The sequence below is a fragment of the Aquibium oceanicum genome (genome assembly GCF_001889605.1).
GTDB lineage: Bacteria > Pseudomonadota > Alphaproteobacteria > Rhizobiales > Rhizobiaceae > Aquibium > Aquibium oceanicum.
The window spans coordinates 4,847,876-4,872,312 of record NZ_CP018171.1 but is presented as its reverse complement, the minus strand read 5'-3'; the positions used below and the strand labels follow the sequence as shown (position 1 = coordinate 4,872,312).

Sequence of the window (24,437 nt, the reverse complement as noted above, 5' to 3'; positions counted from 1 at the left end):
GACCATGGGCGAGCACACCGTTGCCTCCTTCGACGAGGAACTTCAAAGTATCGATCGCCTTCTGTGCGACATGGGCGAACTCGCGGCCTCGATGGTGGACGACGCCACCCGCGCGCTGCTTTCCACCGACGCGGCGCTCGCCCAGCGCATCATCTCCGACGATGCCATCATGGACGCCAAGCAGCGCGAGCTCGACGACAAGGCAATCACGCTGATCGCCCGCCGCCAGCCGATGGCGCAGGATCTGCGCGCCGTCGTCAGCGCCATCCGCATGGCCGGCGATCTGGAGCGCATCGGCGATCTCGCCAAGAACATCGCCAAGCGTGTCGGTGCTGTGGGGCTGACCTCGACGCCGACCAGCCTGTCCTATTCGATCGAGAGCATGGCCGAGCTCGTCCACCGCCAGGTCAAGAAGGTGGTCGACCTGTACGTCGCGCGCGAGGCCGAGGCGCTGGTACCGCTGCGCGTCGAGGACGAGAAGATCGACATCAAGTACACGGCGATCTTCCGCGAGCTCCTGACCTACATGATGGAAGACCCGCGCAACATCACGTCGTGCACCCATCTCCTGTTCTGCGCCAAGAACCTGGAGCGCATCGGCGATCACGTCACGAACATCGCGGAAAACGCCTACTACGTCATGACCGGCAAGCAACTGCCCATGGCGCGGCCCAAGACCGACGAGACGGTGATGGCCGGGGCGAACGCCTGAGGACGACGCGGCATGATTGCAGCAAAGGTCATGGTGGTCGAGGATGAGGAGCCGCTCTGCGTCCTCCTCAAATACAACCTCGAAGCAGAAGGTTATCAGGTCGAGATCGTCACCCGCGGCGACGAGGCCGAGATACGGCTGCAGGAGAGCGTGCCGGATCTTCTGGTGCTCGACTGGATGGTGCCCGCGATTTCGGGCATCGAACTGTGCAGGCGGCTGAGAATGCGCCCTGAGACGGAACGCCTGCCGATCATCATGCTCACGGCGCGCGGCGAGGAGAGCGATCGCGTGCGCGGCCTCTCCACCGGCGCCGACGATTACCTAGTAAAGCCTTTCTCCACCCCCGAATTCATCGCCCGCGTCCGCGCTCTGCTGCGCCGTGCCAAGCCGGAGGTCCTGTCGAGTGTGCTCAAGGTCGGCGACATCGTGCTCGACCGCGAGTCCCATCGCGTCTATCGCAAGAAGAGCGAGATCAAGCTCGGACCGACCGAGTTCCGCCTGCTCGAATTCCTGATGCAGCATCCCGGTCGCGTCTTCTCGCGCGGGCAGCTTCTGGACAATGTCTGGGGCGAGACGATCTACATCGACGAACGCACCGTCGACGTCCATGTCGGTCGCCTGCGCAAGGCGGTCAACAACGGCCGCATGCCCGACGTCATCCGCACGATCCGCGGCGCGGGCTACGCGATCCGCGAGGCCTGACCGGCGCTACCGCGACACCTCGAACGGCACGACCATCACGCCCGCCCGCCGCCGAGAGGCGGCGGATGGCTGTTCGCGCGAGGGCGACCCCCTTGCACCCATGTGCCGGGCCTCCGACAGCGCCAGTTCGAAGCGCTCGCTCGCTCCCACGAACGACCCGAGGAACTCCCGTCCGCCGAACTGCGAGACCTTGCGGATGCCGCCGGGCAGCAATGTCCGCAGCGACGCGGGACTGAGCAGCAGGTGCGCCAGCATCGTGCCCGGCACGCTTTCAAAATCCGACAGCGGACGCAGCGGCGATGCGGGCGCGGCTTCACGTACCACGATGATCGCCCGTTCCATTCCCACCGTCGTGTCGGTGAAGCGGACGAGGCCAAGGCGCTCTTCGTCGCCCGCCGGCACGCGCTCCGACAGGAGATGCGAGACCGTCCCCTCCGCGTCCGCATAGAGGACGTCGAGATCGACTGGCTTGCCGCCGAGGTTGGCGATGTCGAGATGAAGCTCGTCTCCGGCGCCGACCCGAACCGCCGCGCCTGGTCCGATAGGGTCCATGTCCTCGCTGCCCACGCGCTTCACCAGAGGAAGCACGTTCAGCGCTACCGACATGGGGCGGTCGTCGTCCGCGGGAGCCAGCACCACCGTGCGTGACCCGAACAGCACGAAAGCGCCCCACTTCGAGGGTTCGGGCCAGCGCTCGCGCGCCGCGTCCTGCGCCAGGCGTAGCGCCGTGCCCGGCGGGTGGTTGGTCAGGAAATCGACGAAGCGCGTCATGATCCACGAGGTCGCCTCGTCGTCGACGTTCCAGAGGCTGACGATGACGCTGCTCGCGCCGGCAAGCATGAAGGCGCGCGCAAGCCCGACGATCCCGGCGTCGAGCGGGTTGCCCAGCCCGGTCTGGCAGGCGCTCAGCACCACGAGCGGGTTGTTCGAAAGCCGCATCTCCTGGATCGCGCGGGCCGTGAGCCTGCCATCGCTGAGCGCGATGAAGCTGCCGTCCACCGGATCCGTGATGCTGCTGAGGCCATGGGCGGCGAGGTGGATGTAGGTGTCCTCGGCTAGGTGGCGGGTCACCGTCTCGATCGTCGCGTCGGAGCCGATGATCGGCGTCGCCTCGAAGCGGGCGGCGATCGTGCGCGCCTCGGCCGCGGCACCAGGCAGCCGCGGGAAGATCCATTCCGGATCGCCCGTGGCGTCCGGATCGCCGGCGATCGTCTGGGGCCGCACTTCGGGCGCGATCGCAAACAGCCGTCCCGCCGCCACGTCGTTCATCGACGCCTCGACGTTGACTGCAGTCGAGTGGACCAGCGGAATCCCGTCGCCATTCGGGTCGAGGACGCCAAAGGGCACCGTGCCGATGTTGAGCGCCGGCACGACCGTCAGGTTGGCGAATTCCTCGATGATGCTTTCGGTTTCTCCGAAGAGCTTTTGTGACAGGTCCGCCAGCATTGCCGCTCGCTGCTCTCCGGAAGGTTCGGATGCGTCTGCCAAAGCCCGTGCGCCGCGCGTGGTACCGAACGAGTTTTCATCGCGAAGCCTGGGGCTGCGCTCTGCGCTGTTGCCGCCCGCCGTCAGTGCATTGCGCACCCGTTCGATCAGGTCGACCAGTTCGCCCACGTCGCGCACCGGCAATCGGAAGATTGCATCCGGCTCCCGGACGTCCGCATGCGGTTTCCCCGTGCCACGATGCGCTCCATCGGCTCCCCCGGTGCGATCGCGCCAGAGATAGCCGCAGACGATCCTGCCGCTGCGGAGATAGAAGATGAGGCCGTTGCTCCGGTCATCCGAGGGCGAGACGCGGAAGCCGACATAAGAGAGGATCGCGCCGCGCAGATCGTTGGGAAAGGGTTGCAGCTCGTATGTCAGGCCGCGTGTCGCCGCGAGCGTGACGAGCTGCTCGCCACTTGCTTTGACCGCGTCTTCAAAGGACGGGCACGCATGATCGGCCGTCGGGCCCGAAAGGGCGGGGGCCGCACCCGCGCACAGCCAGCCCGCCGTCAGGGTGGCGAGAAGCAGTTTGGCCGCGGAACGCACGGCGGATCGCTACTGCGCCGACGAGGCCTGCCAGGAATCGTCTTCCGGCGGATACCAGTAGCGCGCGGCCTTCGCTTCCCTGCCGATGAGGACGAAATTGTTGGCGAACACCCGGTAGGGCGCGCTCCATTCGCCGTCCGGCCACTTGACGCGGATTTCAGCGCGCTCGGCGGTGCCGACCCCGACATGGACGAAGCCGGTATGGCCCGACGCATGGCCGCCACCGGCCTGGACCGTACGGTTGAAGGTGGAATTGCCGGCCTTGACGGAGATCAGCGCGCCGACGGCGTTTCCGTTCGGCGCCGGCTGCTCGAGTTCGATCGCGACGAAATTGCCCATCGGCCGTGAGCCGTATTCGGTCACTGCACCTGAGTTGCGGAACAGCGAGACGTTCTGTTCGCGGTTCACGACCAGCAGGTCGAGCATGCCGTCGGCGTTGAAGTCCTCGACAAGGGCGCCGCGCCCCTTGGTCGGCAGGTCGATCCCCGCCTGGTGGCCGGCCTCGGCAAATGTCTGGTCCCATTGGCCGAGCAGCAGGTTGTCAGGGTCGAAACCGGCGAAGTCGGGCATGCGCTCCACGTTGCCCTTGGCGATGTAGAGGTCGAGCAGGCCGTCATTGTTGAAGTCGGCGAACTCCGAATGCCAGCCGGTCGAGGGCTTCAGGTCGTCGCCGACATAGGGACGGTGGGCGGTGGCATGCCTGGCAAAGGCGATGTCGGTGTAGAGCGGCTCGTCCTCGTCTGCGTCCTCCGACAGTTTCTGCAGCTTGGTGTCGCCCATCGAAGTGAGCGCGTATTCCGGAAAACCGTCGCCGTCGAGATCGCCCTCGGCGATGCCCATGCCCCAGATCGTCAGATGCTGCCAGCCGTCCGATTTGCCGTAGAGCTTCGCCGGCCGGTCCGGCTCGACCCGCCAGAGCTGTTCCTCGCCACCGCGATAATACTGGCGGTCGTTGGTGATCCGCAGCGACGGCGTGCCGGAGCGGTTCCAGTCGGTGAAGAGCATCGAAAGCGCGCAATGACCGGGCCGCAATGCCTGGCGGTCGGAATAGTCGGGCCTGTCGCCGGCCTCCGGCCGGAACAGGTCGTTGTCGTGGCACGTGCCCCAGGGCGAGCCCGGCGCATGGCGGTCGACATAGTTGCCGAAGGCGAGGGTGGGAAATTTCTGGCCGGCTTCCCAGGTCGCGGCGAACGAGGTCGTCCAGGCCTTGCCGCCGTCGAAGGTGAATTCCCGGTTGGCTTTCGAGTAGGTGCACTCCGGCCCGCCCTTGAGAATCACGTTCTCGCCGACCCGCATCAGAACGAGGTCGCGCATGCCGTCGCCGTCGATGTCGAGCGCATAGGCGCCGAGCACCTTTTCAAGGTCTTCTGGATCGATGGCGATCGGCTTCTCCTCGAAACGCAGCGGTCCTCCGGCGGTGCTCCGGTTGACGTAGAAGCGTGCCGCGTCGCGGCCGCCGGCCAGGAAGATGTCGGGCATGCGGTCGTCGTTGCAGTCCAGCGAGGCCCCGCCGCCGCCGACGAAGTACTCCCACGGTCCGCGATAGGCATGCACGATGCCTGCCGCCGCCGCTTCCTCATGCATCAGCGGAATGTCGGTGCTGATCGGGGCGGGGAAAGCGTCTTCCGAGTGTGCTGCGGAAACCGACGACATCGCGGCGACTGCCGCCAGCGCCAGAAGGAGTTTTCGATGCCTGATCATTTCACCTCCTCCGGCTCGATCACCAGCGTCTTCAGGAAAGCGATGATGGCGTGGCGATCCTCATCGGGAAGCGCGATGTAGCGGTCGCGGGTGTCGCGCGCCTGGCCGCCATGGGCGCGGATGACGCCGTCGAGCGAAGCGATGTCGTTGCGGTGGCCGTAGGGATCGGTCGATCCGACGCCCCACAGTTCCGCGGTCATGAAGACGTTGCGTTCCACGAAACGCTGGGCGAGCAGTTCGTTGCCGAGCGTCGCGACGTACTGATCCGCGATGGCGTGCCGCTTCAGGTCGCCGAACAAAGGCACCAGAACTTCACCTTTGTCGTTGCGGGGCAGGTGCCTGGCCCATTCGAGCAGGGCGAGATCGTAGACGGCCGGCGCCCGCACGTCCCCGGTCCGCAGAGTTCCCGCCATGTCGAACGGCCCGGGATCGGCGAAGGATAGGGACGAAAGGGGCAGGGACGGCTTGTGGCAGCCCTCGCAGCCGATCGAGCCGAAGACCATCTCGCCGCGCTCGGCGGCGGCGCGCCATTCGGCACTGTCGGGCACCATCCGGCCGGGCGGCGGCAAGGTCGCCTGCCAGGCGACCATCGCGGAGACGTCGCCTTCCCGGATTTCGTCGTCGTGATCGTCGCCGTCGTGGTCCCGTTCGCCTGTCCAGCGCAACCCGAAGCGCTCGTCGGACTGCATGCCGTGGTGGTGGTTGAGCGCGTTGACGGTGAACTGCCGCAGCGAGGTCATGACGCCTTTCTGGCTGAAGGGCCTGACCGTCAGGTCGGCATCGACGCCTTCAATCTCCGACATGTCGAGCACCCCGTCGGGCGCCGCTGTGATCCAGCCGTATCCGATGCCCTTGGAGACGAGCTTCCGACGCACGTCGGCGCCGCCCGCGCGCGCATCGGCGAGCGACTTCCTGCGTATCTCGCGAAGATCGGCGGTGATCTCGCGCGCCAGAAGCTCGATCAGGCCGGCGCCGAACAGGTGGTTCGAGCCCCGCTCGTTGGAAAACTGCGGGTCGGTGGAATCGAAATCGGCGCTCTCGAAACCCTCGGACACGAAGACATTGGTGACGAAATCGCCTGCGCCGCCCACGACGGGCTGGTTGTGGCATGACGAGCAGGCGTTCGCGTCCATGCCGGAAGTCCGGGCGAACGAGGTCTCCGGCGCATGCTTGCGCTTGGTGGGAATGATCGCCTGGGTGGCCAGCGGCCGGCCGACCCCGTCCAGCGTCGTGAAGCGGCCCGTAAAGAGATGCTCGCCCTTCTCGCGCAGCGCTATCAGGGCGTCGCGGTCCAGCGTCCCGGCCAGACCGGTCTGATCGACGTGTTCGGTGACGACCCGCTCCGACCAGGGATTGGCCGGCGCCGTCCCAGGCAGCAGAATGGCGGTCGCGAGCGCCGCGAACGATGCGGTTGTGATCAGCGGTTTCATGCGATCTCCTTTCCTGTCCGGCTTGATAGGCCCGCCGCGCCGGCGGCGAAGATTTCGCGGTCGATGAAGGCCAGCGCGCGCAGGGCGCAGCCCTCGCGGATCAGCGGCATCTCGTCCGGTTCGGTCTCGAATGTGGGGAGCGCATGATGCTGACCGCCGGCGGTCTTGGACAGCGCCTCGATCATCGGGCCTTCCACGAGATCGAAGGCCAGCGCACCCTGTCCGACGATGGCGACGGGCGCGGGATCGATCAGGGCGAAAAGGCTGCCGAGCCCGAAGCCGATCGCTTCTCCGGCGCGCCGGAACGCCTCTCGCTCGGCGCCCGGGTGGTCTCGCGCGGCACCTGCCAGGGCCAGCATCTCCTCGTCGCCTATGTCGGTTGCGTAGGCGTCTTCCTCGTTGAGGCCCCTTGCGTTGCGCCAGATCGCATAGTTGCCGGCGTAGGCTTCCACGCATCCCCGGCGCCCGCAGCGGCACAGCGCGCCGTCGGGAACGTGGTTCATGTGGCCGAACTCGGCGCCGGAGGAGGTGGTGCCCGTGAAGAGCTGCCCGTTCAGCATCAGCCCCATACCGATGCCGTGGGAGAGAAGGATCGCGATGAAGTTCTCCGAATAGCGCTCCGGCCGCCTCGTTCGCAGGGCGAGCGCGATCATGTTGCAGTCGTTCTCCACGGTGACCGGAATGCCGAACGCGTCTTCGAGCAGGTCGGCGAAGGCGATGTCGGTATGCGGCGTGATCGGCGACCACAGCAGTTTGCGCGCGCCGGAATCGGTGATTCCCTGGACCCCGAAAGCGATACGGCGCACCCGCCGGCCGCTCTTGTTCGATCGCGCGACCAGTTCGCCGATCACCGTGCTCGCCGCATCGACGAGTTCGCCCTTCGAAAGGCGCAACGTCTCCAGCCGCATCTGCCTGGCATCGACAATCTCGCCGGCATAATCGATGAGGGCCGCGGAAAGCGAGTTCATCGACAGCACCACCGCCACGACCGTCGCCGCGTCGGGATTGAGGCCGAGCGCGACCTGCGGCCGGCCCCTGCGCAACGTGGCAGCCTCGCCGTCGCGGATCTCGCGCAGGATGTCCTCTTCGATGAGGTCGGCCGTGATGGCCGAGACCGTGGAGGCGCTCAGGCCGGTCTGCGCGCAGATGTCGGTACGGGAGAGGCGGCCGCCATTGCGCAGCGTCCCAATCACCACCCGCCGGTTCTGCCGGCGCACATCGTCCGAGCGCGTCACCGCCGTCATCGCGGCGTATCCCTCCCTGTCAGCCAACGTTTGCAGTGCGGCGATTTATTGTTGCGCTGCAATACGTTAGCTCGATCGAGATTCATCTTGACACAGCGCGGTGGGTGAGTCACTATTTTTTTCGAGCCTCGAATTAAAGAGGCTGGGCTGGCGAAAACCCCTTGCGGGACCGTCGGCATGTCATGTGCAACGATGCACCGGGAGGATAGCATGAACAAGACGATGCTGGCGCTTAGCTGCGCCGTATTCAGCATTTCTTTCGCCGGCGGGGCGCTCGCCAAGGACAAGACCATCGGCGTTTCGTGGTCGAACTTCCAGGAAGAGCGTTGGAAGACCGATGAAGCGGCGATGAAGTCCGCCATCGAGGCAGCCGGCGACAAGTACATCTCCGCCGACGCGCAGTCCTCGGCAGCCAAGCAGCTGACTGACGTGGAAGCGCTGATCGCCCAGGGCGCGGATGCGCTCATCATTCTCGCCCAGGACGCCTCGGCCATCGGCCCGGCCGTCGAGAAGGCGGTCAACGAAGGCATTCCGGTGGTCGGATACGACCGCCTGATCGAAAACGAGAACGCCTTCTATCTCACCTTCGACAACAAGGAAGTGGGCCGCATGCAGGCCCGCGAAGTGTTCAAGGTCCAGCCGGAAGGCAACTACGCCTTCATCAAGGGTTCCTCGGCCGATCCGAACGCGGACTTCCTGTTCTCCGGCCAGATGGAAGTGCTGAAGGAAGCCATCGATTCGGGCAAGGTCAAGAACGTCGGCGAGGCCTATACGGACGGCTGGCTTCCGGCCAACGCCCAGAAGAACATGGAGCAGATCCTGACAGCCAACAACAACGAGGTCGACGCGGTCGTCGCTTCGAACGACGGCACGGCCGGCGGTGTCGTGGCAGCTCTTTCTGCCCAGGGCATGGCGGGCATTCCGGTTTCGGGTCAGGACGGCGACCACGCCGCGCTGAACCGCGTCGCGCTCGGCACCCAGACCGTTTCGGTGTGGAAGGACGCGCGCGAACTCGGCAAGAACGCGGCCGAGATCGCTTCGGCGCTGGCCGACGGAACCGAAATGAGCGCCATTGCGAACGCCGTGAAGTTCACGACCCCCGGCGGCAAGGAAGTCGACGCGGTGTTCCTCACCCCGGTTCCGATCACCAAGGACAATCTCGACGTCGTCGTCGACGCCGGCTGGATCTCCAAGGAAGCGCTTTGCCAGGGCGTCGACGCCGGCAAGGTCGCCGTCTGCGACTGATCATTGCGTTCGAACGGAATCTGCGCCGCGGTTTGACGAAAGCCGCGGCGCAGGCTTAACTACCTTCAAGAACAATCCGGACCGCCGGAGACAGCCCCAGCGGGGGAGGAAACGATGTCCGAAGCGACCTCGACGGCGCCTGCCGATCGCGCCCGCGCCAATGAACTCGGCCCCGTCGGGAGCTTCCTCAAGGCCACCGAACTCGATACGCGCATGCTCGGCATGGTGGGCGCGTTGCTCATCATCTGGCTCGGTTTCCACATCTTCTCCGGCGGCATCTTCCTGACGCCGCGCAACCTGTGGAACCTCTCGGTTCAGTCCTCCTCCATCGCGGTGATGGCCACGGGCATGGTCCTGGTCATCGTCACGCGCAACATCGACCTGTCCGTGGGTTCAATCCTCGGCTTCGTCGGGATGATCATGGGCGTGACGCAGGCAGAGATCCTGCCGCAATATCTCGACTTCGGAAATCCGGTCATTTGGGTGCTGGCGCTGGCCGCCGGCATCGCGGTCGGCGTGATCATCGGCGGCCTGCAAGGCTACGTCATCGCCTATCTTGGCGTTCCTGCCTTCATCGTCACGCTCGGGGGGCTGCTGGTCTGGCGCGGCGCGGCGTGGTGGGTAACCAGCGGGCGCACGGTCGCGCCGATGGACGAAACCTTCAGACTCATGGGCGGCGGCCCCGCCGGCTCGATCGGCGCGACGGCGAGCTGGATCGTCGGCATCGTCGCATGCGTCGCGGTGCTGCTGCTGCTTTATGTCGGCCGCAATCAGCGCAAGCGCTTCGACTTCCCTCTGCGCCCCGTCTGGGCGGAGTACTTCCTCGGGATCGTCGCCTGCGCGGTCATCCTCGGCGCGGTGGCCGTCGCCAATTCCTATCCCTGGCCGATCGGGATCGTGCGGCGCTACGTGCAGGAAAACGGCCTCACCATGCCGGAGGGCGGGCTGTTCATCGCGCACGGCATCGCCATTCCCGTACTGATCGCCATCGGCGTCGGCATCGTCATGACGTTCCTGTCCACCCGCACAAGCTTCGGCCGCTATGTCTTCGCCATCGGCGGCAATCCGGAAGCCGCGGAACTGGCGGGCATCAATACCCGCTGGGTCACCATGAAGATCTTCATGCTGATGGGCGCGCTCGCGGCAATCGGCGCGGCGATCTCGACCGCCCGGCTCAACGCCGCCACCAATGCCCAGGGGACGCTCGACGAGCTGCTCGTCATCGCCGCGGCGGTGATCGGCGGCACCTCGCTTGCCGGCGGTTCGGGAACCGTTGCCGGTGCCATGCTGGGGGCCGTGCTCATGCAATCGCTGGCGACCGGCATGATCCTGCTCGGCGTCGACACGCCGCTGCAGAACATCGTGGTCGGCCTGGTGCTGGTCGTCGCCGTGTGGCTCGACACGATCTACCGCCGCACGGTCCAGTAGGGACGGGAGAAGCAGGATGGAACGGACCGGTACGCCACTCGTCGAACTGAAGAACATCTCCATCGCCTTCGGCGGCATCCGCGCCGTGGACGACGCCTCGATCGATCTGCACGCGGGGGAGGTGGTGGCCCTGCTCGGCCACAACGGCGCCGGCAAGTCGACACTGATCAAGGTCCTGTCGGGCGCCTACAAGCGCGACCACGGCGAGATCCGCGTCAACGGCGACGTCGTTCAGATCAACAATCCGCGCGACGCCAAGAACTACGGCATCGAGACGATCTACCAGACGCTGGCGCTCGCCGACAATGTCGACGCGGCAGCCAACCTGTTCCTCGGCCGCGAACTGAAGACGAAGTGGGGAACGCTAGACGACGCCGCCATGGAATCGGAAGCGCGCAAGGTCATGGGCCGCCTCAATCCGCGCTTCCAGCGTTTCAAGGATCCGGTCAAGTCGCTCTCTGGCGGGCAGCGGCAATCGGTGGCGATCGCCCGTGCCATCCTGTTCAATGCCCGCATCCTGATCATGGACGAGCCGACGGCGGCGCTCGGGCCACAGGAGACCGCCCAGGTCGGCGAACTGGTCAAGCAGCTGAAGGCCGACGGCATCGGAATTTTCCTGATTAGTCACGACATCCATGACGTTTTCGACCTCGCTGACCGCGTCTGCGTGATGAAGAACGGTCAGGTGGTCGGAACGGCGAACACGGACGACGTGACAAAGGATGAGGTGCTCGGAATGATCATCCTGGGCAAATGCCCGCCCGGTGCGGTGCCCGGCCCCGGGGCGATGACCGCGGAACAGGCTGCCTGATCAAGACCGGACTCTCGATACAAAAAAGCGGACCCGGCCATGGCTGGGTCCGCTTCCTGATTCCGCGTACGCCGTCGCTTAGTAGCAGCGATCGTAGACGATCGCGCCCGTCCGCGTACGATACTGGCAACGGCCATCCGCGGTGCGGCCGATGAGATAACCGCCGACACCGCCGGCCACAGCGCCGATCAGGGCGCCTTCCGTACCGCCCGCCGCGCCGCCGATGAGCGCGCCGCCGACAGCGCCAACGGTTCCCGCCTGCTCCGCCGTCGTGCAGGCGGTTCCTGTCAGCGAGATTGCTGCCAGCGCCGCAAAAATTGTATTCCGCATTGTCTTCTCTCTCCTGGTTACTGCTTCGAAGTCCCGTCCGGTCTCACACTGCCAAATCAGTTGGCCGCAAATGTGTTCGGCATGGCGCGATTGTGGCGCGGCGTGGTTTCGGCATAGGCCACCATCGCGCCCGGCTCCTCCAGCGTCTCGACCGCTGCATGCAGGACGCCGTCCGGATTGATGTCCCATACGAGGTCAGCGGACGCGTCGTCCACTGCCGGATCGACGCTGACGCACTTGAAGAACGCGGTGTCGTGATGGCGCCCGTAAAGGCGCTGGGCCGAGACGAGCTCTGCGGCGCAATCCTGTCGCGTCTCGAAAACGGAAACCTCGGTCGGAATCTCTTCGCAGACCTTGAGATCGCCGGAACAGCCTATCACCATCAGCAATGCAGCAATGTGTTCCATGACCAAACTCCTTCGGAGCCATTAACGGATCGAAGCGCCGCTGGTTCCCGCATAGCGGCGAAAGCGGCACCGGTCCGTCTCACGGTAGTGTCTAGTCGGGCGATGTAACGCACCCGCGCTGTGCCGGCGGCGGTTCTGTATCAATGTCAAAAATCAGGTGTTCCGAAAAAAATCGTCGGCGGGATGGAACCGAAGCAGCTTTGCGTCGTTCATGCCCGGTAAAGCGTGGCGGCACCCCCCAGAAGCCGGCACGTTGCGGAAGAAGACAGACCCGCCCCCCGCCCATGTCTTCTCCGCCTTATTCAAGCCGGCTCGCGCCGGCTTTCTTTTTGTCCGGAGCATGGGGTGCGCGGAGAGGCGCGGCGTCAATCCAGCTCGAAGTTCTCGGCGGGAATCGCGAGCCGGTAGGTGAGACCGTCTTCATCGCTCGTCATGGTCGCCGTGCCGTTGAGCGAAGCCGGGACGATTTTTTCCAGGGCGACGCTGCCGAAGCGGCGCCGACCGGAAAGGTCCGGCCTGCCGCCAGACTTCTCCTTCCAGGCGAGTTCGAGCACCGAGCGGTCGTCATGGGTGGCGGTCGTTGCCGATATCACCACGACGCCGTCGCTCTGCGAAAGGGCTCCGTAGCTCACCGAGTTGACCGCGAGCTCGTGAAGGGCCAACCCCACATGCAAGGCGGCGTTCGGGTTCAGATACGGGTTCGTGCCTTCCAGTCTGACGTTGCGCAGGGGATCGGCACAGAACCGCACCACCTGGCCGGCAATCAGTTCATGCAGGTCGGCGCCGCGCCAGTTGGAGGAGGTCACCAGATCCTGCGAGGCGGCAAGGGATTGCAGGCGGCCCCGAAACCGCTCCAGGAAATCGCCGACGGTCCCCGAATAGCGTCCGGTCTGCGTGGCGATCGACTGGATTATGGCAAGCAGATTCTTGGATCTGTGGCTCACCTCGCGCAAGAGTGCGCGCAGCGTTTGCTCACGCCTTTTCTGCTCGGTAATTTCGACGGAGGTCGTGACGACACCGGCTACCGCGCCGTCCGCGCCCCGGTCCAGATCGATCCACAGGTCGAACCAGCGGAAAACGTCATCCTCACGTAACTTGATTTCGAGGCGAGCCTGATCTCCCGTTTCCATGACGAGATGTTTCGCTTCGGTAAGCCGTTTGGCTTCCGATTCGGGAAACAGGTCACTGTCGGTGGTTCCGGCGAGGGGAGCGGTCGACCACAGACTGGGAACGTTCTTCGACCACAGGTAGCGAAAATCGCAATCCTGATACAGGACGGAAATGTTCGTGTTTTCCAGTGCGCGTAGCAGGTTGCGCTCGAACCCTTCGGTCCGGCCGCCACCGGAATGCGCCGGCGCGGCATCGATTCCGAAGCTCGCGCCGTCTTCCGCTCTGGGACCCATGTTCGCCCTGTTTCGCTGATGTCGTGGCAGGCCAACGGGCGATGCTCGTATTCAGTTCCACAAGAACGGCTCTCCCAAGTACCTGCAGAGCCACGGTCCATGAGGCCGTCAAGGCGAACGCGCTGCGCGGATGCCACCGCGTTGGTGATGTAAAGCCTATTTTGACTGCCCCAGGAGGATGCCGGCTCATTTGAGCGTCCTAGCTTCTCCCCGTAACTTCGCGGCTAGATCGCAGCGTTTGCGCTTGCTTCACCCGGAAACGGTCGAAAAGAAAGCCGCCCTGGGGCGGCTTTCGGTACTTTTGCGCACTGGCGACGGATCAGGCGGCGGCCTTGGCCTGGCGATCGAAGAACAGCGCCTGGCTGATCAGCGCCTTCACCATGTCTGGGTTGAAGGGCTTCGTGACCAGGAAGGCGGGTTCGGGGCGCTCGCCGGTGAGGAGACGTTCCGGGAAGGCGGTGATGAAGATCACCGGAACCGGCGCGTTGGCGAGGATCTCGTTTACCGCGTCGATACCCGAGCTGCCGTCCGCGAGCTGGATGTCGGCAAGAACCATCCGCGGCTGGGTCTTGCGGAACAGGGCGGTTGCCTCCGAGTGGGTGCGGGCGGTGCCCACCACCCTGTGGCCGAGGCTCTCGACCATCTCTTCGATGTCCATCGCGATGAGCGGTTCGTCCTCGATGATCATGATATCGGTTTCGACCTGGCGGGAAATTTCCTTCGAGGCCTCGCCGAGTAGGGCGGCGAACCGCTCTTCCGTCACATCGAGGATCTCTGCCGCCTCACTGTCGCTGAAGCCTTCCACGGCAACGAGGACGAAAGCCTGGCGCGGAAGCGGTGCGATCGCCGAGAGGTTGGCGGCGGCGCGCGCCTCCCAGGCCGAGGACGGCGTCCCGGTAGGGATGTGAACGGCAATGGAGGAAAAAAGCTTCGTAAAGACCTTGTAGAGCCCGACCTTGGGGCTGCTTGCCTCCGGAAATATGCTGATGTCGGCAATGATGGCTTCCAGTACGGCGCCAACAAGAGCGTCGCCGCTTGCCTGGGAGCCGGAAACCGCTCGCGAGAAGCGGCGCAGATAGGGCAAGTGCGGTGCGATACTTGCGGACAGGCTCATTCCAGATAGTCTCCCTCACTCAGATCCGGGCAGCATGCGCCACCGCGGCATATCGCGTTAAAACGGGCGTTGCCGAAAAAAGTTCCGGACGACGGGAACTTTTTCGCACAACATACATTCTGGATCGGAATATGGCACGTGCGGCGGCGCGAGTCTCGAAGAAGAAGGGGTGGCGAAAGCCGCGTATACAGGCAGGGGTGTTACCAGTAATGACAGAGCAGAAGTCGGCTACGGCCGCTCCGAAGCCGCGCCGGGGGGATGATCCCTTGGGCACGAATTCGGAGATCGGCCGCAAGTTGCGGGAGTACTACCAGGATCTGATGTCGGACGACGTGCCGGATCGGTTCACGGACCTCTTGAGCAAGCTGGAACACGCCGAGGCGTCCAAGGACAAGGATGGGGACGCTCAATGAGCGATGCAGCCGCGTTCAAGACGGGCCTGCTGGGAGCCATCCCGAGTCTGCGTGCCTTCGCGGTGTCGCTGTCGCACAACAGCGACAAGGCGGACGACCTCGTGCAGGAAACGCTGGTGAAGGCGTGGGACAAGCAGAGCAGTTTCCAGCCGGGGACGAACCTCAAGGCCTGGCTGTTCACCATCCTGCGCAACGAATTCTACTCGCAGATGCGCAAGCGGGGCCGCGAGGTCCAGGACAGCGAAGGCACGATGACGGCACGACTCGCCGTTCACCCCAGCCAGCACGGTACGCTCGATCTTAAGGATTTCCGCGCCGCGCTCGATACGCTTCCGGAGGATCAGCGCGAAGCGATCATCCTGATTGGCGCTTCGGGCTTCTCCTACGAGGAAGCCGCCGAGATTTGCGAATGTGCCGTCGGTACCATCAAGAGCCGGGTCAGCCGGGCGCGCGTGCGGCTCCAGGAGGTTCTGTCGATCGACGGAGAGGGCGAATTCGGTCCCGATGCGATCGCCTCGCAGGTTCTCGGCTCAGGCGCTGCGGCTTAGTTCCGTTCCATCGATCGCGGCGACGAGCATCTTGAGAAGCTCTTCGCCGGAGTAGGGCTTGGAAACGATCGCCACGCCGGGAAAGCGCGTGGCGAAATCGTTCTGGTCGCTCATTCCGGTGGCGAACACGAACGGGATACCGCGGCAATGGAGTTCGCGGGCGAATTCCACGGTCGAGTTTCCGCCGAGCCTGACGTCCAGGATGGCACTGTCGAACTCGTGCTGGCGGAACGGATCCTGCCCCAACTGGTCGAGCGCGCGGATGATGGTGACCTTGTCCGCTCCCCAGTCGAGACAGGTCTGCTCCACGTCCATTGCAATCAGGAACTCATCCTCCAGGATGAGAATCGAACGTCCCGCAAGTTGGCGTTCGGCCAATTTCTTGTCTCCCGAAAATCTTGTGGCGAAGGCGTTTTCATGCCACCGGTGGCTCGCAAAGTCATTTAAATAAGACGTAGAGGCGCCCGCCGTGCACCGCAGTGCAATTCGGGTCGCCGCGTCACCGGGGTAAACGCGTGAACGAGCAGAGGCAGCAGGCAACCAGGCAGCACACGTGCGAGCGGTGTCCGCTGCGGCCGCTGCCGATCTTCAGGGAGTTCGCCGAGAGCGAGCTCGATTTCGTGGCGTCGTTCAAGAAGGGTGAATTGACCGCCGAGCGCGGCGCCTCAGTGCTCATCGAAGGCAGCCACAACGCGCATCTCTACACCGTTCTTTCCGGCTGGGGCTTTCGCTACAAGATGTTGCGAGACGGCCGCCGCCAGGTGCTGAACTATGTCATGCCCGGCGATCTCATCGGTTTGCAGGGAACCCTGATGGGCGAGATGCAGCATTCGGTGGAGGCGCTTTCGCCGCTGCTCCTGTGCGTGTTCGAACGCAGCAAGCTGGATCAACTCTACAAATGCCATCCGGGGCTCGCCTTCGACATCACCTGGCTCGCCGCCCGCGAGGAGCAGATGCTTGACGAAAACCTGCTCAGCGTCGGCAGGCGTACCGCTCTCGAGCGCGCCGCCTTTCTGATCGCGTCGCTGACCATGCGCGCGAAGGCCGTCGGCTTGAACGGCAACGCTGCCGTCGGCCTGCCGATCACGCAGCAGCTCGTCGCCGATACACTCGGGCTGTCACTGGTTCACACCAACAAGACGATGCGCAAGCTCGCCGACCGCGGCCTGATTCGCTGGCGCGACCGCGGCTGCGAGGTGCTGGACTTGGACCGCCTGCGCGATATCGCCCATTCGGAGTTTCCCGCCGAGACCAAGCGGCCGCTGGTCTGATTCCAAGCCCTGCTGAAAAGGGGGCGTCGCGCGCAGACGATCGTTCGCCAGCCAGGTCTAAGCGCTCTCCCGTCTTCCCTGTACTTGCCCCCGCCTCACTCGATCCTCGCTTCCGCCTTCATCGCCAGGCCGCCATCGGCGTTCTCGGCCCATAGGGTGACATTTCCCTCCGCATCCGGCGAGGTGCCGTTGACAGCCATCCGGCGCCCGTCGAAAAGCGGAGACATCGCGCGGAACGAGAACGCTTCGATCCGGCTCTCCGGGCGCTCCCGACGCACGAGATCGAGCAGGAGCGTCGCGATCAGCGGGCCGTGCACCACGAGCCCCGGATAACTTTCCTCACGCACGGTGTATTCGCGGTCGTAATGGATGCGGTGGCCGTTGAAGGTAAGCGCGGAGTAACGGAAGAGGAGGACCGGGTCCGGCATAAGTTCGCGCCGCCACCCGCCCGCCGCCGGGGCAGGGGTGGCGCCCTTGGCGGCGGCGCCGGACAGGCCGCGATAGACGATGTCATGCTCGTCGATCACCAGCGCCGGCCCACCCGGCTCGCCGATCTCGTGCCGCACAGTGACGAAGACCAGGCTACCCGTTCCACCCTCCTTCTGCTTCACGTCCGCGATAACCGACCTTCGTTCCACCTCCATCCCGACGCGCAAGGTGCCGGGAAAGCTCATCCGGCTTCCAGCCCACATCCGGCGCGGCAATTCGTGGACGGGAGGAAGGAAGCCGCCGCGCTTCGGATGGCCGTCCTGTCCGAGAGCGGACTGGGGTTCGCCCGGCAGAAACATCAGCCAGTGGGCGAGGGGAGGGGCGGGGTCGCCCGGCCGCAACGGCGGGTCGGAGCGGTCAAGCGTGGCTGCGAGGCGGTCGAGTGGACCTGCGGCGACGATGTCTCGCCGTGTCTCCGTCCTGCCTATCCATTGCGCGTAGTCTTCCATGAGGCTTGCCGTCTCCGCTAGTCCGTCCGTGCGCCTTCATCGCAGCAGCAAACGCGGAAGTCCACGGGGCGGGCGGCCGGATGCTCAGCGGCGGACGTTCCTCGGGTCCGCCGGGCGCATGACCACGGTACGTTCCTCGGGTATCCACGCGATCCCCGGGATGATGTTCGCGGCGATAGAGTAGAGGACAAGCAGGACGGGGATGGCGATGAAGCCGCCGAGCGGGCCCCAGATCCATATCCAGAAGGCGATGGACAGGATTACTACGAAGGGGTTCATCGTCATGGCGCGTCCGATGACGTGCGGCGTTACGAACTGCGCCTCAATGAGATTGAGCGCCAGATAGACCAGCGGCGGAACGAGGCTCCCGCCCAGCGTGTCGAACTGCGTGAGGCCGACCGCGAACAGGATCACCGCCATCACCGCGGGTCCGAGATAGACCACGAAGTTCAGGAGACCGGCCAGCGCGCCCCAGAGCGCCGGCGACGGCATGCCGATCGCCAGCATCGCGATCGCCACCGCGACGCCGAGTCCCACGTTGATGATCGAGATCGACAGCAGGTAGCGCGATACGCTGCGCTCGACGTCGCGGAAGATGTGCGCCACCCGCCAGCGGAGCTTGCGGGATACGCAGACCTGCAGGATCGAGTGGCGCGTTTGATAGCGGGTGGCGACGAAGAAATAGAGGCTGGCGAGGAAGAGCAGGACCTGCCCGACAATCGCCGGGGCCAGGGTCGCGACGCTCTCCATGGCCGACTCCTCTTCGACCGAGACCGTCACGCCCTCGCCGCCAACAGTGGAGCGCAATTGGTCGCGGAGGTCCTGGAGGGTCGCCAGCGGCTCGCGCAACTGGGAGAGATGGATCTGGAGTTCCTGCCAGATCTGCGGCCCCCGGCTCATCCAGGTCGAGAGCGGCGCGGCGAGCGCCGCCGCGGCGATCGCGAGAATGACCAGGAAAAGGATGACCACCGCGCCTGCCGAAACCGTCGCAGGCACGCCATGGCGTTCGAGGCTTGTCGCAACGGGGCCTAGCATCAAGCCGACGACGATGGCGGTGACCACCGGCGCCAGGACGAATTCTGCTGCGTCGAGGGCAAAAACGACCGCCACGACGCCGACCGCGATCGCCGCCACTTCGGCCGATTTGGAGATCAGGAGTTCAATGTTGGACTTGGGCGGAAGACGTCGCGTGGACGGCTTCTCGGGGAGGCGGGACTGCATCAGGCTATTTCCGGCTGGACTCCCGCGACGAAACGCACTTTCATATGGCCCGGTTCCTTAATGGACATTCCGGAACCGGGCGGCTTTATCCGCGTTCCACCTTCTATTTGGAAGAGGACAAGCAATTTCATGAGCGCGACACAAGCCAAGAGCGACAAGCCGACCAACGACCCGGAGGTCGAGAAGGTCGATTCCCGCGAGGATTTTGAAGCGCAGATCGCCCTTCTTCGCGAAGAAATGGCGCTTCTGAAGGCGCAACTGTCCAGCTCCGGCGAGCGCTCCGCTGCGGCGGCGCGGCGGGCCGCTATCAGCGGCGCCGAGCATCTTCGTGCCCAGGGCGAGGCTGCCCTAGACGACATTCGCGCCAATGCCCGCGACATGGAAGCCCAGATCGTCATGACGGTGCGCGAGAAGCCCGTGACCTCCCTGGCGATTGCGGCGGGCGTCGGCTTTCTCTTCGCGCTCATCACCCGCCGCTAGAGCCGGTTCGTGCTGGGCTCCATCTTCGACATGATCATCAATCTGGATGCGGCGCGCACGGCGCGGCGCATCAGGCGCGCTGTGCTCGACTTCGCCCTCGCCGGTGTCGCCTTCCTGCTCGGCTTCGGTTTCCTCATCGCCGCGGGTTTCATCTACGTCGCGGAGCGCTACGGTAGCTTTTATGCCGCTCTCTGGTTTGGTCTCGGGTTTCTCGCGATTTCCGCCGTCATCCTGGTCGTCCACCGCACCATCTCGGCCATGCGCGCCCGCCGCCGCAAGCGTGAGGAACGTTCCGATCAGTTCAGGTCGATGGCGACGGCCGCCGCGGTGGCCGCGGCGCCTGCCCTGATACGCTCTGCCGGATGGGTGGGAACCGTGGCAATTCCGCTGGCGGCGATCGCCGCCTATGCGATCTATCAGAAGAACCGCGGGCGGACGGAAGAGTACCCGGAAGAGCGCGACGACGACTACTATTGACCGGAGCCTGCTCCGGCCCTGGCCGCGGGCCTCAGTTCTCCGCCATGGCCTCGACCGAGGGCACCAGCACGCGCAGCGCCTTCGGGCGGATCTCGAGCACGGTCTTCTTTTCCAGCTCCCGCAACTCGCCGTCGATGACGCAAGGGTGGCGGCGCAGGCGCGAGCGGATCGTCAGAACTGCCGTCTCGCATTCGTGGATTTCGACCTTCTCCAGGTCCTTCCACCGTCCAATCATCATGGCCAGGAAGAACCACAGGATCTCCAGCCGGTTCGCGGCGCTGGCAATGTAGATGCCCAGCACCCCTGCATCGGGCTTGTCGGCATAGGGCAGGTGGCCTTCCCCGAACACGTTGTTCGATATGCCGAGACCGGTGGTTCTCGTCCGGATCTCGGTGCTACCGATGTCGAGCGAGATGTCGATTGCCGGTGGGTGAGCCATCACGGTGAACGCCGCGCGCCATGAAGCGACGATCTTGCCGAGCCGCGACCCGTATTCGAAGCGGGACCTGAGTTGCACCATGCGTGCGTGAAGACCGATGGAGAACTGGTGCACGAACGGCTTCCCGTTCGCGGTGGCGATGTCCACCGCCCGTTCCTCGCCGTGCGCGTAGGCGTCGATCGCCTCCTCTAGCGTCAACGGGATTCGCAAGCCGCGCGCGAAGAGGTTCATCGTGCCCGCCGGCAGGACGGCGAGCGCCTTGCCCGTGTCCATCAGCGTGGCGGCCGCGGCCGAGATCGTTCCGTCTCCGCCTCCGGCCATTACCACGTCCACGTCCGCGCGTGCGGCGGCCTTCTCCAATGCGTCGGAGATCTCGGCTCCCTGAACGATCTCGATCTCGATGCTGTGTCCCGCATCGCTCAAGATCCGGCGCATGTAGTCGGAAAGCGCGTCGAGGTCGGTGGTCCGCAGGGTCCCGCCTTCGCGGTTCAGGATCGCGAGGAAATGCATTCAGGATGGTCCCGGATGAACAGGTTTCTGGCTGGAGAATCGAACAGGCAGCAACGCACGCAAGGCTGGCAGGTTCCCCGCGAAAGTGCGGCTTTCTAGCGGCTGCAGAAAATGTTTCGGCGGTACTTCACTGTCGGAACAACTTTCCGAGAGCCGCGTTGACCCGGCGTTGAATAGGCCGCGCACCAAACCCTCACAGCGACGATCGGACTGTTGCGCGGCCATGCATGTGAAATGCACAAGGAGAGACTAACATGATCCGCAACCTCTTGGCGACCACTGCGGTCGCAACTCTTATCTCTACCGGCGCTATTGCGCAGACCACCACCCCGACCCAGCCGGCGACGCAGGATCCCGCAGCAGCGACGATGCAGCAGGACGCCCCGATGCAGATCAAGGCTGAAGGCAACCTCGCATCCAACATCATCGGCGAGGAAGTCTACAACGGCACCGGCGACGATGCAGAGAACATCGGCGAAGTTAACGATCTCGTCATCGGCAAGGACGGCAGCATCCAGGCCGTCGTGATCGGCGTCGGCGGGTTCCTCGGCATCGGCCAGAAGGACGTCGCCATCGAATACAATCTCGTCGAGTGGGTCGACCGCGACGATGACCGCTGGATGGTCGTCGAAACCACCGCTGACGCGCTGAAGGCGCAGCAGGAATTCGACCGTCTCGCTTATCAGCCGATGCCGGCTGATGCGAATGTCGCCGAAACCAAGCCGGCGACGGCGGAAGACCTTGCCAACGCTCCGGTCGAAGCTGACCAGGCAGAGGGCGACACCGTAGCCACTGCTCCGGCCGATGGTGCCACCACCACTGAGACGGAAACGATGGCTGAGGCTCCGGCCGCAGAGACTGAGCAGACCGACACCATGGCTGCCGCGCCCGCCGAAGAGACCGCTCCGGCCGCCGCCGAAGGCGAATCTGATGTCGATGTCGTCGTGGTCGAGCCCGCCGAAGGCGAGGACGCGAACGAGGAGACTGCCCAGGCTCCGGCCGAGGAAGTTGCTCCGATGAACGACAACGCGGATCAGATGGAGACCGCTGCGATCGATCGTTCGACCCTGCAGCCTGTCGATGCGACGGGTATGTCGGCCGAGGACTTCATCGGCACGACCGTCTATGGCGCCAATGATGACAATGTCGGCGAAATCGGCGACATCGTGCTCGGCCAGGACGGGCAGATCGATGCCTTCATCATCGACGTCGGCGGTTTCCTCGGCATTGGCGAGAAGGAAGTCGCGGTCGGCATGGACCAGCTCGAGTTCCTGACCGACGAGGACGGCAATCGTTATCTCTACACGAACTTCACGGAAGAGCAGCTCGAGGCCCAGCCGGCCTACGACGAAGGCTCCTACGCTGAGCGCCGTGACGAGATGCGCTTGGTCGTCCCGCGCAGCTAATCTCTCGCTCTACCCACGAACGAAGGGACCCGTCGCAATCGCGGCGGGTCCTTTTCTTTTTCGAGAACGCGGGAAGCGTCTTGCCCCATCGGATACACCCGCCGGCCAGAGCAGGATGCCTGAACGAAGCGTCCCTCATCGTTCATTATTATCGAACGATGTATTCCAAGTCACGATGCTTCCATTCCGGGTGGCAAGACCCGACATTGTGTCACGAAGGGATCGCCATCGCGATCCATGAGTGAACCGGAAAGGAGCACCAGCATGCTCGACCAGATCAGGGGCCTGCATCACGTCACGTCCATGGCGAAGGAAGCGCGGCAGAACAACGCCTTCTTCACCGGAAATCTCGGCCTGCGCCGGGTCAAGAAGACCGTCAATTTCGATGCGCCCGACGTCTATCATCTTTACTACGGCAACGAAGTCGGCACGCCGGGCACGGTGATGACCTATTTCCCGTTTCCGAACATCGCCCGCAGGCATCCCGGCACCGGCGAGGTCGGAACCACGGTCTTCTCCGTTCCGCAGGGCACGCTCGGCTACTGGCAGAACCGCTTCGAGAGCGAAGGGGTAGACGGGCTGTCTCTCGATGAAAGTTTCGGCGAGAAGCGCTTGTCCTTCGCCGGTCCCGACGGCGATGCCTTCGCCCTCGTCGAGACCGCGGATGACCCGCGCGAGCCGTGGACCAGAAGCGACGTTCCCGCCGACGAGGCGATCCGCGGCTTCCACTCGGTGTCGCTGCGGCTCAAGGACGGCGGTGCGACGGAGGAACTTCTCGGTTTCATGGGCTACCAGCCGGTCGACACGTCCGGAAACGTCAAGCGCCTGGCGATCCCAGGCGGCAACGGAGCCGATTTCGTCGACATCGAGACGATGCCGGGCGGCAACCGCGCCGGCCTCGGTGCCGGATCGGTGCACCACGTGGCCTTCGCCGTCGAGAACCGCGCAAAGCAGCTCGAGGTGCGCAAGTCGCTGATGGACACAGGCTACCAGGTGACGCCGGTGATCGACCGCGACTATTTCTGGGCGATCTACTTCCGCACGCCGGGCGGCGTCCTGTTTGAAGTCGCCACGAACGAACCCGGTTTCGACCGCGACGAGGACACCGCGCATCTCGGAGAGGCGCTGAAGCTGCCGACCCAGCACGAGCACCTGCGCAAGTCGCTGGAAGAGCATCTGCAGCCGATCACCGATTGAGGAGGGCGGCGGCTTCGGCCGCCGGCCCGTCCATGGAGCACACCATGTCGAAAGACATCTACATCCACCGTTTAGAACCCGGGGAGCCCGGCCGCCCGCTCGTCTTCGCCTTCCACGGCACCGGCGGCGGCGAAGACCAGCTTCTGGCGATGGCGTGGGATCTCGTACCTGGCGGGACGATCGTCTCGCCGCGCGGAGACGTTTCCGAGCACGGCGCCGCCCGCTTCTTCCGCCGCACCGGGGAGGGCGTCTACGACATGGACGACCTCGCCCGCGCGACCGCCAAGATGATCGGCTTCGTCGAGGCGCACGCAGCCGACACCGGGTCTGGCCAGGTGCTCGGCATCGGCTATTCCAACGGCGCGAACATCCTCGCCACCACGATGTTCGCTCGCCCCGACCTCTTCGACGCTGTTGTTCTGATGCATCCGCTCATCCCGTTCCAGCCGCGGATCGAAGGTTCGCTCAAGGGAAAGCGCATCCTCATCACGGCCGGGCGGCACGATCCTATCTGCCCGCCGAACCTGACGGCGCGGCTGGAATCCTGGCTGATCGCGGCGGAAGCCGACGTGACGCTAGACTGGCATTCGGGCGGCCATGAAGTCCGTCCCGGGGAACTTTCCGCAGCGAAGGCCTTTCTGGCCGGGAGCACGCCGACACAGGCGCAAGGAGAACAGGCATGACCGACGCACCCATCGCCATCGAGCACGAGGACAATGGCTCCAAGGGCCGCTACTTCCTGCGCGCACCCGACGGTTCCATTGCCGAGACGACCTATTCCAATGTCGGCCAGCACCAGTTGATCATCGATCACACCGAAGTGCCGGACTCCTTCCGAGGGCAGGGGGCCGGCCTGCGGCTGGTCACCCGCGCCGTGGAAGATGCCCGCGCTGCCGGAAAGAAGATCATCCCGCTCTGCCCCTTCGCGAACGCGCAGTTCAAGAAGCATCCCGAATGGGCAGACGTCCTCAAGAGGTGA

General features: G+C 64.8%; 26 protein-coding genes. 14 read left to right on the top strand and 12 right to left on the bottom strand.

Features of this window, described 5'->3' with window-relative positions; translation table 11 throughout:
• Nucleotides 1-4 precede the first annotated feature (4 nt).
• Together phoU and phoB are read left to right on the top strand one after the other, a co-directional pair.
• Nucleotides 5-712 (top strand): phosphate signaling complex protein PhoU, encoded by a 708-nt coding sequence (gene phoU / locus BSQ44_RS23810; protein ID WP_072607519.1) that lies wholly within the window; start codon nucleotides 5-7, stop codon nucleotides 710-712.
• 12 nt (nucleotides 713-724) lie between these two features.
• Nucleotides 725-1,414 (top strand): phosphate regulon transcriptional regulator PhoB, encoded by a 690-nt coding sequence (phoB, locus tag BSQ44_RS23805; protein ID WP_072607518.1) that lies wholly within the window; start codon nucleotides 725-727, stop codon nucleotides 1,412-1,414.
• 6 nt (nucleotides 1,415-1,420) lie between these two features.
• Here the strand turns inward: phoB and BSQ44_RS23800 are convergent, their stop codons facing one another.
• From BSQ44_RS23800 to BSQ44_RS23785, 4 genes are read right to left on the bottom strand one after another with little or no spacing between them, the layout of a single operon-like run.
• On the bottom strand, nucleotides 1,421-3,445 hold the full coding sequence (locus BSQ44_RS23800) for a CHAT domain-containing protein (RefSeq protein WP_072607517.1): 2,025 nt from the start codon (nucleotides 3,443-3,445) through the stop codon (nucleotides 1,421-1,423).
• 9 nt (nucleotides 3,446-3,454) lie between these two features.
• A complete protein-coding gene (locus BSQ44_RS23795; protein WP_072607516.1) occupies nucleotides 3,455-5,146 on the bottom strand; it encodes a CRTAC1 family protein in 1,692 nt (563 codons plus the stop codon).
• Nucleotides 5,143-6,576, bottom strand: coding sequence for a cytochrome c family protein (locus BSQ44_RS23790; protein ID WP_072607515.1), 1,434 nt, complete (start codon nucleotides 6,574-6,576; stop codon nucleotides 5,143-5,145). The genes BSQ44_RS23795 and BSQ44_RS23790 overlap by 4 nt, the downstream gene beginning before the upstream one ends.
• Nucleotides 6,573-7,820 (bottom strand): ROK family transcriptional regulator, encoded by a 1,248-nt coding sequence (locus BSQ44_RS23785; protein WP_072607514.1) that lies wholly within the window; start codon nucleotides 7,818-7,820, stop codon nucleotides 6,573-6,575. The genes BSQ44_RS23790 and BSQ44_RS23785 overlap by 4 nt, the downstream gene beginning before the upstream one ends.
• A 210-nt stretch (nucleotides 7,821-8,030) precedes the next feature.
• Between BSQ44_RS23785 and xylF the strand changes: the two genes are divergently transcribed.
• The 3 genes from xylF to BSQ44_RS23770 all read left to right on the top strand — a co-directional run bounded on the left by xylF (nucleotide 8,031) and on the right by BSQ44_RS23770 (nucleotide 11,304).
• Nucleotides 8,031-9,065 (top strand): D-xylose ABC transporter substrate-binding protein, encoded by a 1,035-nt coding sequence (gene xylF / locus BSQ44_RS23780; protein WP_072607513.1) that lies wholly within the window; start codon nucleotides 8,031-8,033, stop codon nucleotides 9,063-9,065.
• 114 nt (nucleotides 9,066-9,179) lie between these two features.
• Nucleotides 9,180-10,493: a sugar ABC transporter permease gene (locus tag BSQ44_RS23775; protein ID WP_072607512.1), complete on the top strand. Its 1,314-nt coding sequence runs from the start codon at nucleotides 9,180-9,182 to the stop codon at nucleotides 10,491-10,493.
• A gap of 16 nt (nucleotides 10,494-10,509) precedes the next feature.
• The gene (locus BSQ44_RS23770; RefSeq protein ID WP_072607511.1) at nucleotides 10,510-11,304 is read left to right on the top strand and encodes an ATP-binding cassette domain-containing protein; all 795 of its coding nucleotides are present in this window, start codon (nucleotides 10,510-10,512) and stop codon (nucleotides 11,302-11,304) included.
• Nucleotides 11,305-11,382: 78 nt separating this feature from the next.
• On the opposite strand, the gene BSQ44_RS23765 is transcribed toward BSQ44_RS23770, so the two are convergent.
• The 4 genes from BSQ44_RS23765 to BSQ44_RS23750 form a co-directional block, all read right to left on the bottom strand.
• Nucleotides 11,383-11,634, bottom strand: coding sequence for a glycine zipper domain-containing protein (locus BSQ44_RS23765; RefSeq protein WP_072607510.1), 252 nt, complete (start codon nucleotides 11,632-11,634; stop codon nucleotides 11,383-11,385).
• A 56-nt stretch (nucleotides 11,635-11,690) separates the two neighbouring features.
• Nucleotides 11,691-12,041: a hypothetical protein gene (locus BSQ44_RS23760; RefSeq protein ID WP_072607509.1), complete on the bottom strand. Its 351-nt coding sequence runs from the start codon at nucleotides 12,039-12,041 to the stop codon at nucleotides 11,691-11,693.
• A gap of 365 nt (nucleotides 12,042-12,406) precedes the next feature.
• Nucleotides 12,407-13,288 carry a sensor histidine kinase gene (locus BSQ44_RS23755; RefSeq protein WP_335623246.1) on the bottom strand — a complete coding sequence of 294 codons (882 nt, stop codon included), beginning with the start codon at nucleotides 13,286-13,288 and terminating at the stop codon, nucleotides 12,407-12,409.
• A 475-nt stretch (nucleotides 13,289-13,763) separates the two neighbouring features.
• Entirely contained in the window at nucleotides 13,764-14,558 is a 795-nt protein-coding gene (locus tag BSQ44_RS23750) for a response regulator (RefSeq protein ID WP_072607508.1), read from the bottom strand.
• A gap of 266 nt (nucleotides 14,559-14,824) precedes the next feature.
• On the opposite strand from BSQ44_RS23750, the gene BSQ44_RS23745 reads away from it, so the two are divergent.
• Both BSQ44_RS23745 and BSQ44_RS23740 read left to right on the top strand, forming a co-directional pair.
• A complete protein-coding gene (locus BSQ44_RS23745) occupies nucleotides 14,825-14,971 on the top strand; it encodes a NepR family anti-sigma factor (RefSeq protein WP_335622604.1) in 147 nt (48 codons plus the stop codon).
• Nucleotides 14,968-15,519: a sigma-70 family RNA polymerase sigma factor gene (locus BSQ44_RS23740; RefSeq protein WP_072607506.1), complete on the top strand. Its 552-nt coding sequence runs from the start codon at nucleotides 14,968-14,970 to the stop codon at nucleotides 15,517-15,519. Before BSQ44_RS23745 ends, BSQ44_RS23740 begins: the two co-directional genes overlap by 4 nt.
• On the opposite strand, the gene BSQ44_RS23735 is transcribed toward BSQ44_RS23740, so the two are convergent.
• The gene (locus tag BSQ44_RS23735) at nucleotides 15,502-15,897 is read right to left on the bottom strand and encodes a response regulator (protein ID WP_235633301.1); all 396 of its coding nucleotides are present in this window, start codon (nucleotides 15,895-15,897) and stop codon (nucleotides 15,502-15,504) included. The genes BSQ44_RS23740 and BSQ44_RS23735 overlap by 18 nt on opposite strands.
• A 137-nt stretch (nucleotides 15,898-16,034) precedes the next feature.
• Between BSQ44_RS23735 and BSQ44_RS23730 the strand changes: the two genes are divergently transcribed.
• Nucleotides 16,035-16,790: a Crp/Fnr family transcriptional regulator gene (locus BSQ44_RS23730; RefSeq protein WP_072607505.1), complete on the top strand. Its 756-nt coding sequence runs from the start codon at nucleotides 16,035-16,037 to the stop codon at nucleotides 16,788-16,790.
• A gap of 95 nt (nucleotides 16,791-16,885) precedes the next feature.
• Here the strand turns inward: BSQ44_RS23730 and BSQ44_RS23725 are convergent, their stop codons facing one another.
• Both BSQ44_RS23725 and BSQ44_RS23720 read right to left on the bottom strand, forming a co-directional pair.
• Nucleotides 16,886-17,728: an HTD2 family dehydratase gene (locus tag BSQ44_RS23725; protein ID WP_072607504.1), complete on the bottom strand. Its 843-nt coding sequence runs from the start codon at nucleotides 17,726-17,728 to the stop codon at nucleotides 16,886-16,888.
• An 84-nt stretch (nucleotides 17,729-17,812) separates the two neighbouring features.
• Nucleotides 17,813-18,949, bottom strand: coding sequence for an AI-2E family transporter (locus BSQ44_RS23720; RefSeq protein ID WP_072607503.1), 1,137 nt, complete (start codon nucleotides 18,947-18,949; stop codon nucleotides 17,813-17,815).
• 60 nt (nucleotides 18,950-19,009) lie between these two features.
• Between BSQ44_RS23720 and BSQ44_RS23715 the strand changes: the two genes are divergently transcribed.
• Both BSQ44_RS23715 and BSQ44_RS23710 read left to right on the top strand, forming a co-directional pair.
• The gene (locus tag BSQ44_RS23715) at nucleotides 19,010-19,429 is read left to right on the top strand and encodes an ElaB/YgaM/YqjD family protein (RefSeq protein WP_335622603.1); all 420 of its coding nucleotides are present in this window, start codon (nucleotides 19,010-19,012) and stop codon (nucleotides 19,427-19,429) included.
• Nucleotides 19,430-19,438: 9 nt separating this feature from the next.
• Nucleotides 19,439-19,906 carry a hypothetical protein gene (locus BSQ44_RS23710; RefSeq protein WP_083534890.1) on the top strand — a complete coding sequence of 156 codons (468 nt, stop codon included), beginning with the start codon at nucleotides 19,439-19,441 and terminating at the stop codon, nucleotides 19,904-19,906.
• A gap of 31 nt (nucleotides 19,907-19,937) precedes the next feature.
• Here BSQ44_RS23710 and BSQ44_RS23705 read toward each other — a convergent pair whose 3' ends face one another.
• Entirely contained in the window at nucleotides 19,938-20,855 is a 918-nt protein-coding gene (locus tag BSQ44_RS23705) for a diacylglycerol/lipid kinase family protein (protein WP_072607501.1), read from the bottom strand.
• Between the two features lie 254 nt (nucleotides 20,856-21,109).
• Between BSQ44_RS23705 and BSQ44_RS23700 the strand changes: the two genes are divergently transcribed.
• From BSQ44_RS23700 to BSQ44_RS23685, 4 genes are all read left to right on the top strand, one after another.
• Nucleotides 21,110-22,261 (top strand): PRC-barrel domain-containing protein, encoded by a 1,152-nt coding sequence (locus BSQ44_RS23700; protein WP_072607500.1) that lies wholly within the window; start codon nucleotides 21,110-21,112, stop codon nucleotides 22,259-22,261.
• A gap of 264 nt (nucleotides 22,262-22,525) precedes the next feature.
• The gene (locus BSQ44_RS23695) at nucleotides 22,526-23,458 is read left to right on the top strand and encodes a VOC family protein (protein WP_072607499.1); all 933 of its coding nucleotides are present in this window, start codon (nucleotides 22,526-22,528) and stop codon (nucleotides 23,456-23,458) included.
• A 44-nt stretch (nucleotides 23,459-23,502) separates the two neighbouring features.
• Complete coding sequence (locus tag BSQ44_RS23690) at nucleotides 23,503-24,141, top strand: alpha/beta hydrolase (RefSeq protein WP_072608256.1); 639 nt, start codon at nucleotides 23,503-23,505, stop codon at nucleotides 24,139-24,141.
• Nucleotides 24,138-24,437: a GNAT family N-acetyltransferase gene (locus BSQ44_RS23685; protein ID WP_072607498.1), complete on the top strand. Its 300-nt coding sequence runs from the start codon at nucleotides 24,138-24,140 to the stop codon at nucleotides 24,435-24,437. Before BSQ44_RS23690 ends, BSQ44_RS23685 begins: the two co-directional genes overlap by 4 nt.

Bases quoted from the DNA above. Each gene is read 5' to 3' on its own strand.
- phoU (WP_072607519.1), top strand. From the start codon at position 5: ATGGGCGAGCACACCGTTGCCTCCTTCGACGAGGAACTTCAAAGTATC.
- phoB (WP_072607518.1), top strand. From the start codon at position 725: ATGATTGCAGCAAAGGTCATGGTGGTCGAGGATGAGGAGCCGCTCTGC.
- BSQ44_RS23795 (WP_072607516.1), bottom strand. From the start codon at position 5,146: ATGATCAGGCATCGAAAACTCCTTCTGGCGCTGGCGGCAGTCGCCGCG.
- BSQ44_RS23790 (WP_072607515.1), bottom strand. From the start codon at position 6,576: ATGAAACCGCTGATCACAACCGCATCGTTCGCGGCGCTCGCGACCGCC.
- BSQ44_RS23785 (WP_072607514.1), bottom strand. From the start codon at position 7,820: ATGACGGCGGTGACGCGCTCGGACGATGTGCGCCGGCAGAACCGGCGG.
- xylF (WP_072607513.1), top strand. From the start codon at position 8,031: ATGAACAAGACGATGCTGGCGCTTAGCTGCGCCGTATTCAGCATTTCT.
- BSQ44_RS23775 (WP_072607512.1), top strand. From the start codon at position 9,180: ATGTCCGAAGCGACCTCGACGGCGCCTGCCGATCGCGCCCGCGCCAAT.
- BSQ44_RS23770 (WP_072607511.1), top strand. From the start codon at position 10,510: ATGGAACGGACCGGTACGCCACTCGTCGAACTGAAGAACATCTCCATC.
- BSQ44_RS23765 (WP_072607510.1), bottom strand. From the start codon at position 11,634: ATGCGGAATACAATTTTTGCGGCGCTGGCAGCAATCTCGCTGACAGGA.
- BSQ44_RS23760 (WP_072607509.1), bottom strand. From the start codon at position 12,041: ATGGAACACATTGCTGCATTGCTGATGGTGATAGGCTGTTCCGGCGAT.
- BSQ44_RS23750 (WP_072607508.1), bottom strand. From the start codon at position 14,558: ATGAGCCTGTCCGCAAGTATCGCACCGCACTTGCCCTATCTGCGCCGC.
- BSQ44_RS23740 (WP_072607506.1), top strand. From the start codon at position 14,968: ATGAGCGATGCAGCCGCGTTCAAGACGGGCCTGCTGGGAGCCATCCCG.
- BSQ44_RS23725 (WP_072607504.1), bottom strand. From the start codon at position 17,728: ATGGAAGACTACGCGCAATGGATAGGCAGGACGGAGACACGGCGAGAC.
- BSQ44_RS23720 (WP_072607503.1), bottom strand. From the start codon at position 18,949: ATGCAGTCCCGCCTCCCCGAGAAGCCGTCCACGCGACGTCTTCCGCCC.
- BSQ44_RS23715 (WP_335622603.1), top strand. From the start codon at position 19,010: ATGGACATTCCGGAACCGGGCGGCTTTATCCGCGTTCCACCTTCTATT.
- BSQ44_RS23705 (WP_072607501.1), bottom strand. From the start codon at position 20,855: ATGCATTTCCTCGCGATCCTGAACCGCGAAGGCGGGACCCTGCGGACC.
- BSQ44_RS23700 (WP_072607500.1), top strand. From the start codon at position 21,110: ATGATCCGCAACCTCTTGGCGACCACTGCGGTCGCAACTCTTATCTCT.
- BSQ44_RS23695 (WP_072607499.1), top strand. From the start codon at position 22,526: ATGCTCGACCAGATCAGGGGCCTGCATCACGTCACGTCCATGGCGAAG.
- BSQ44_RS23690 (WP_072608256.1), top strand. From the start codon at position 23,503: ATGTCGAAAGACATCTACATCCACCGTTTAGAACCCGGGGAGCCCGGC.
- BSQ44_RS23685 (WP_072607498.1), top strand. From the start codon at position 24,138: ATGACCGACGCACCCATCGCCATCGAGCACGAGGACAATGGCTCCAAG.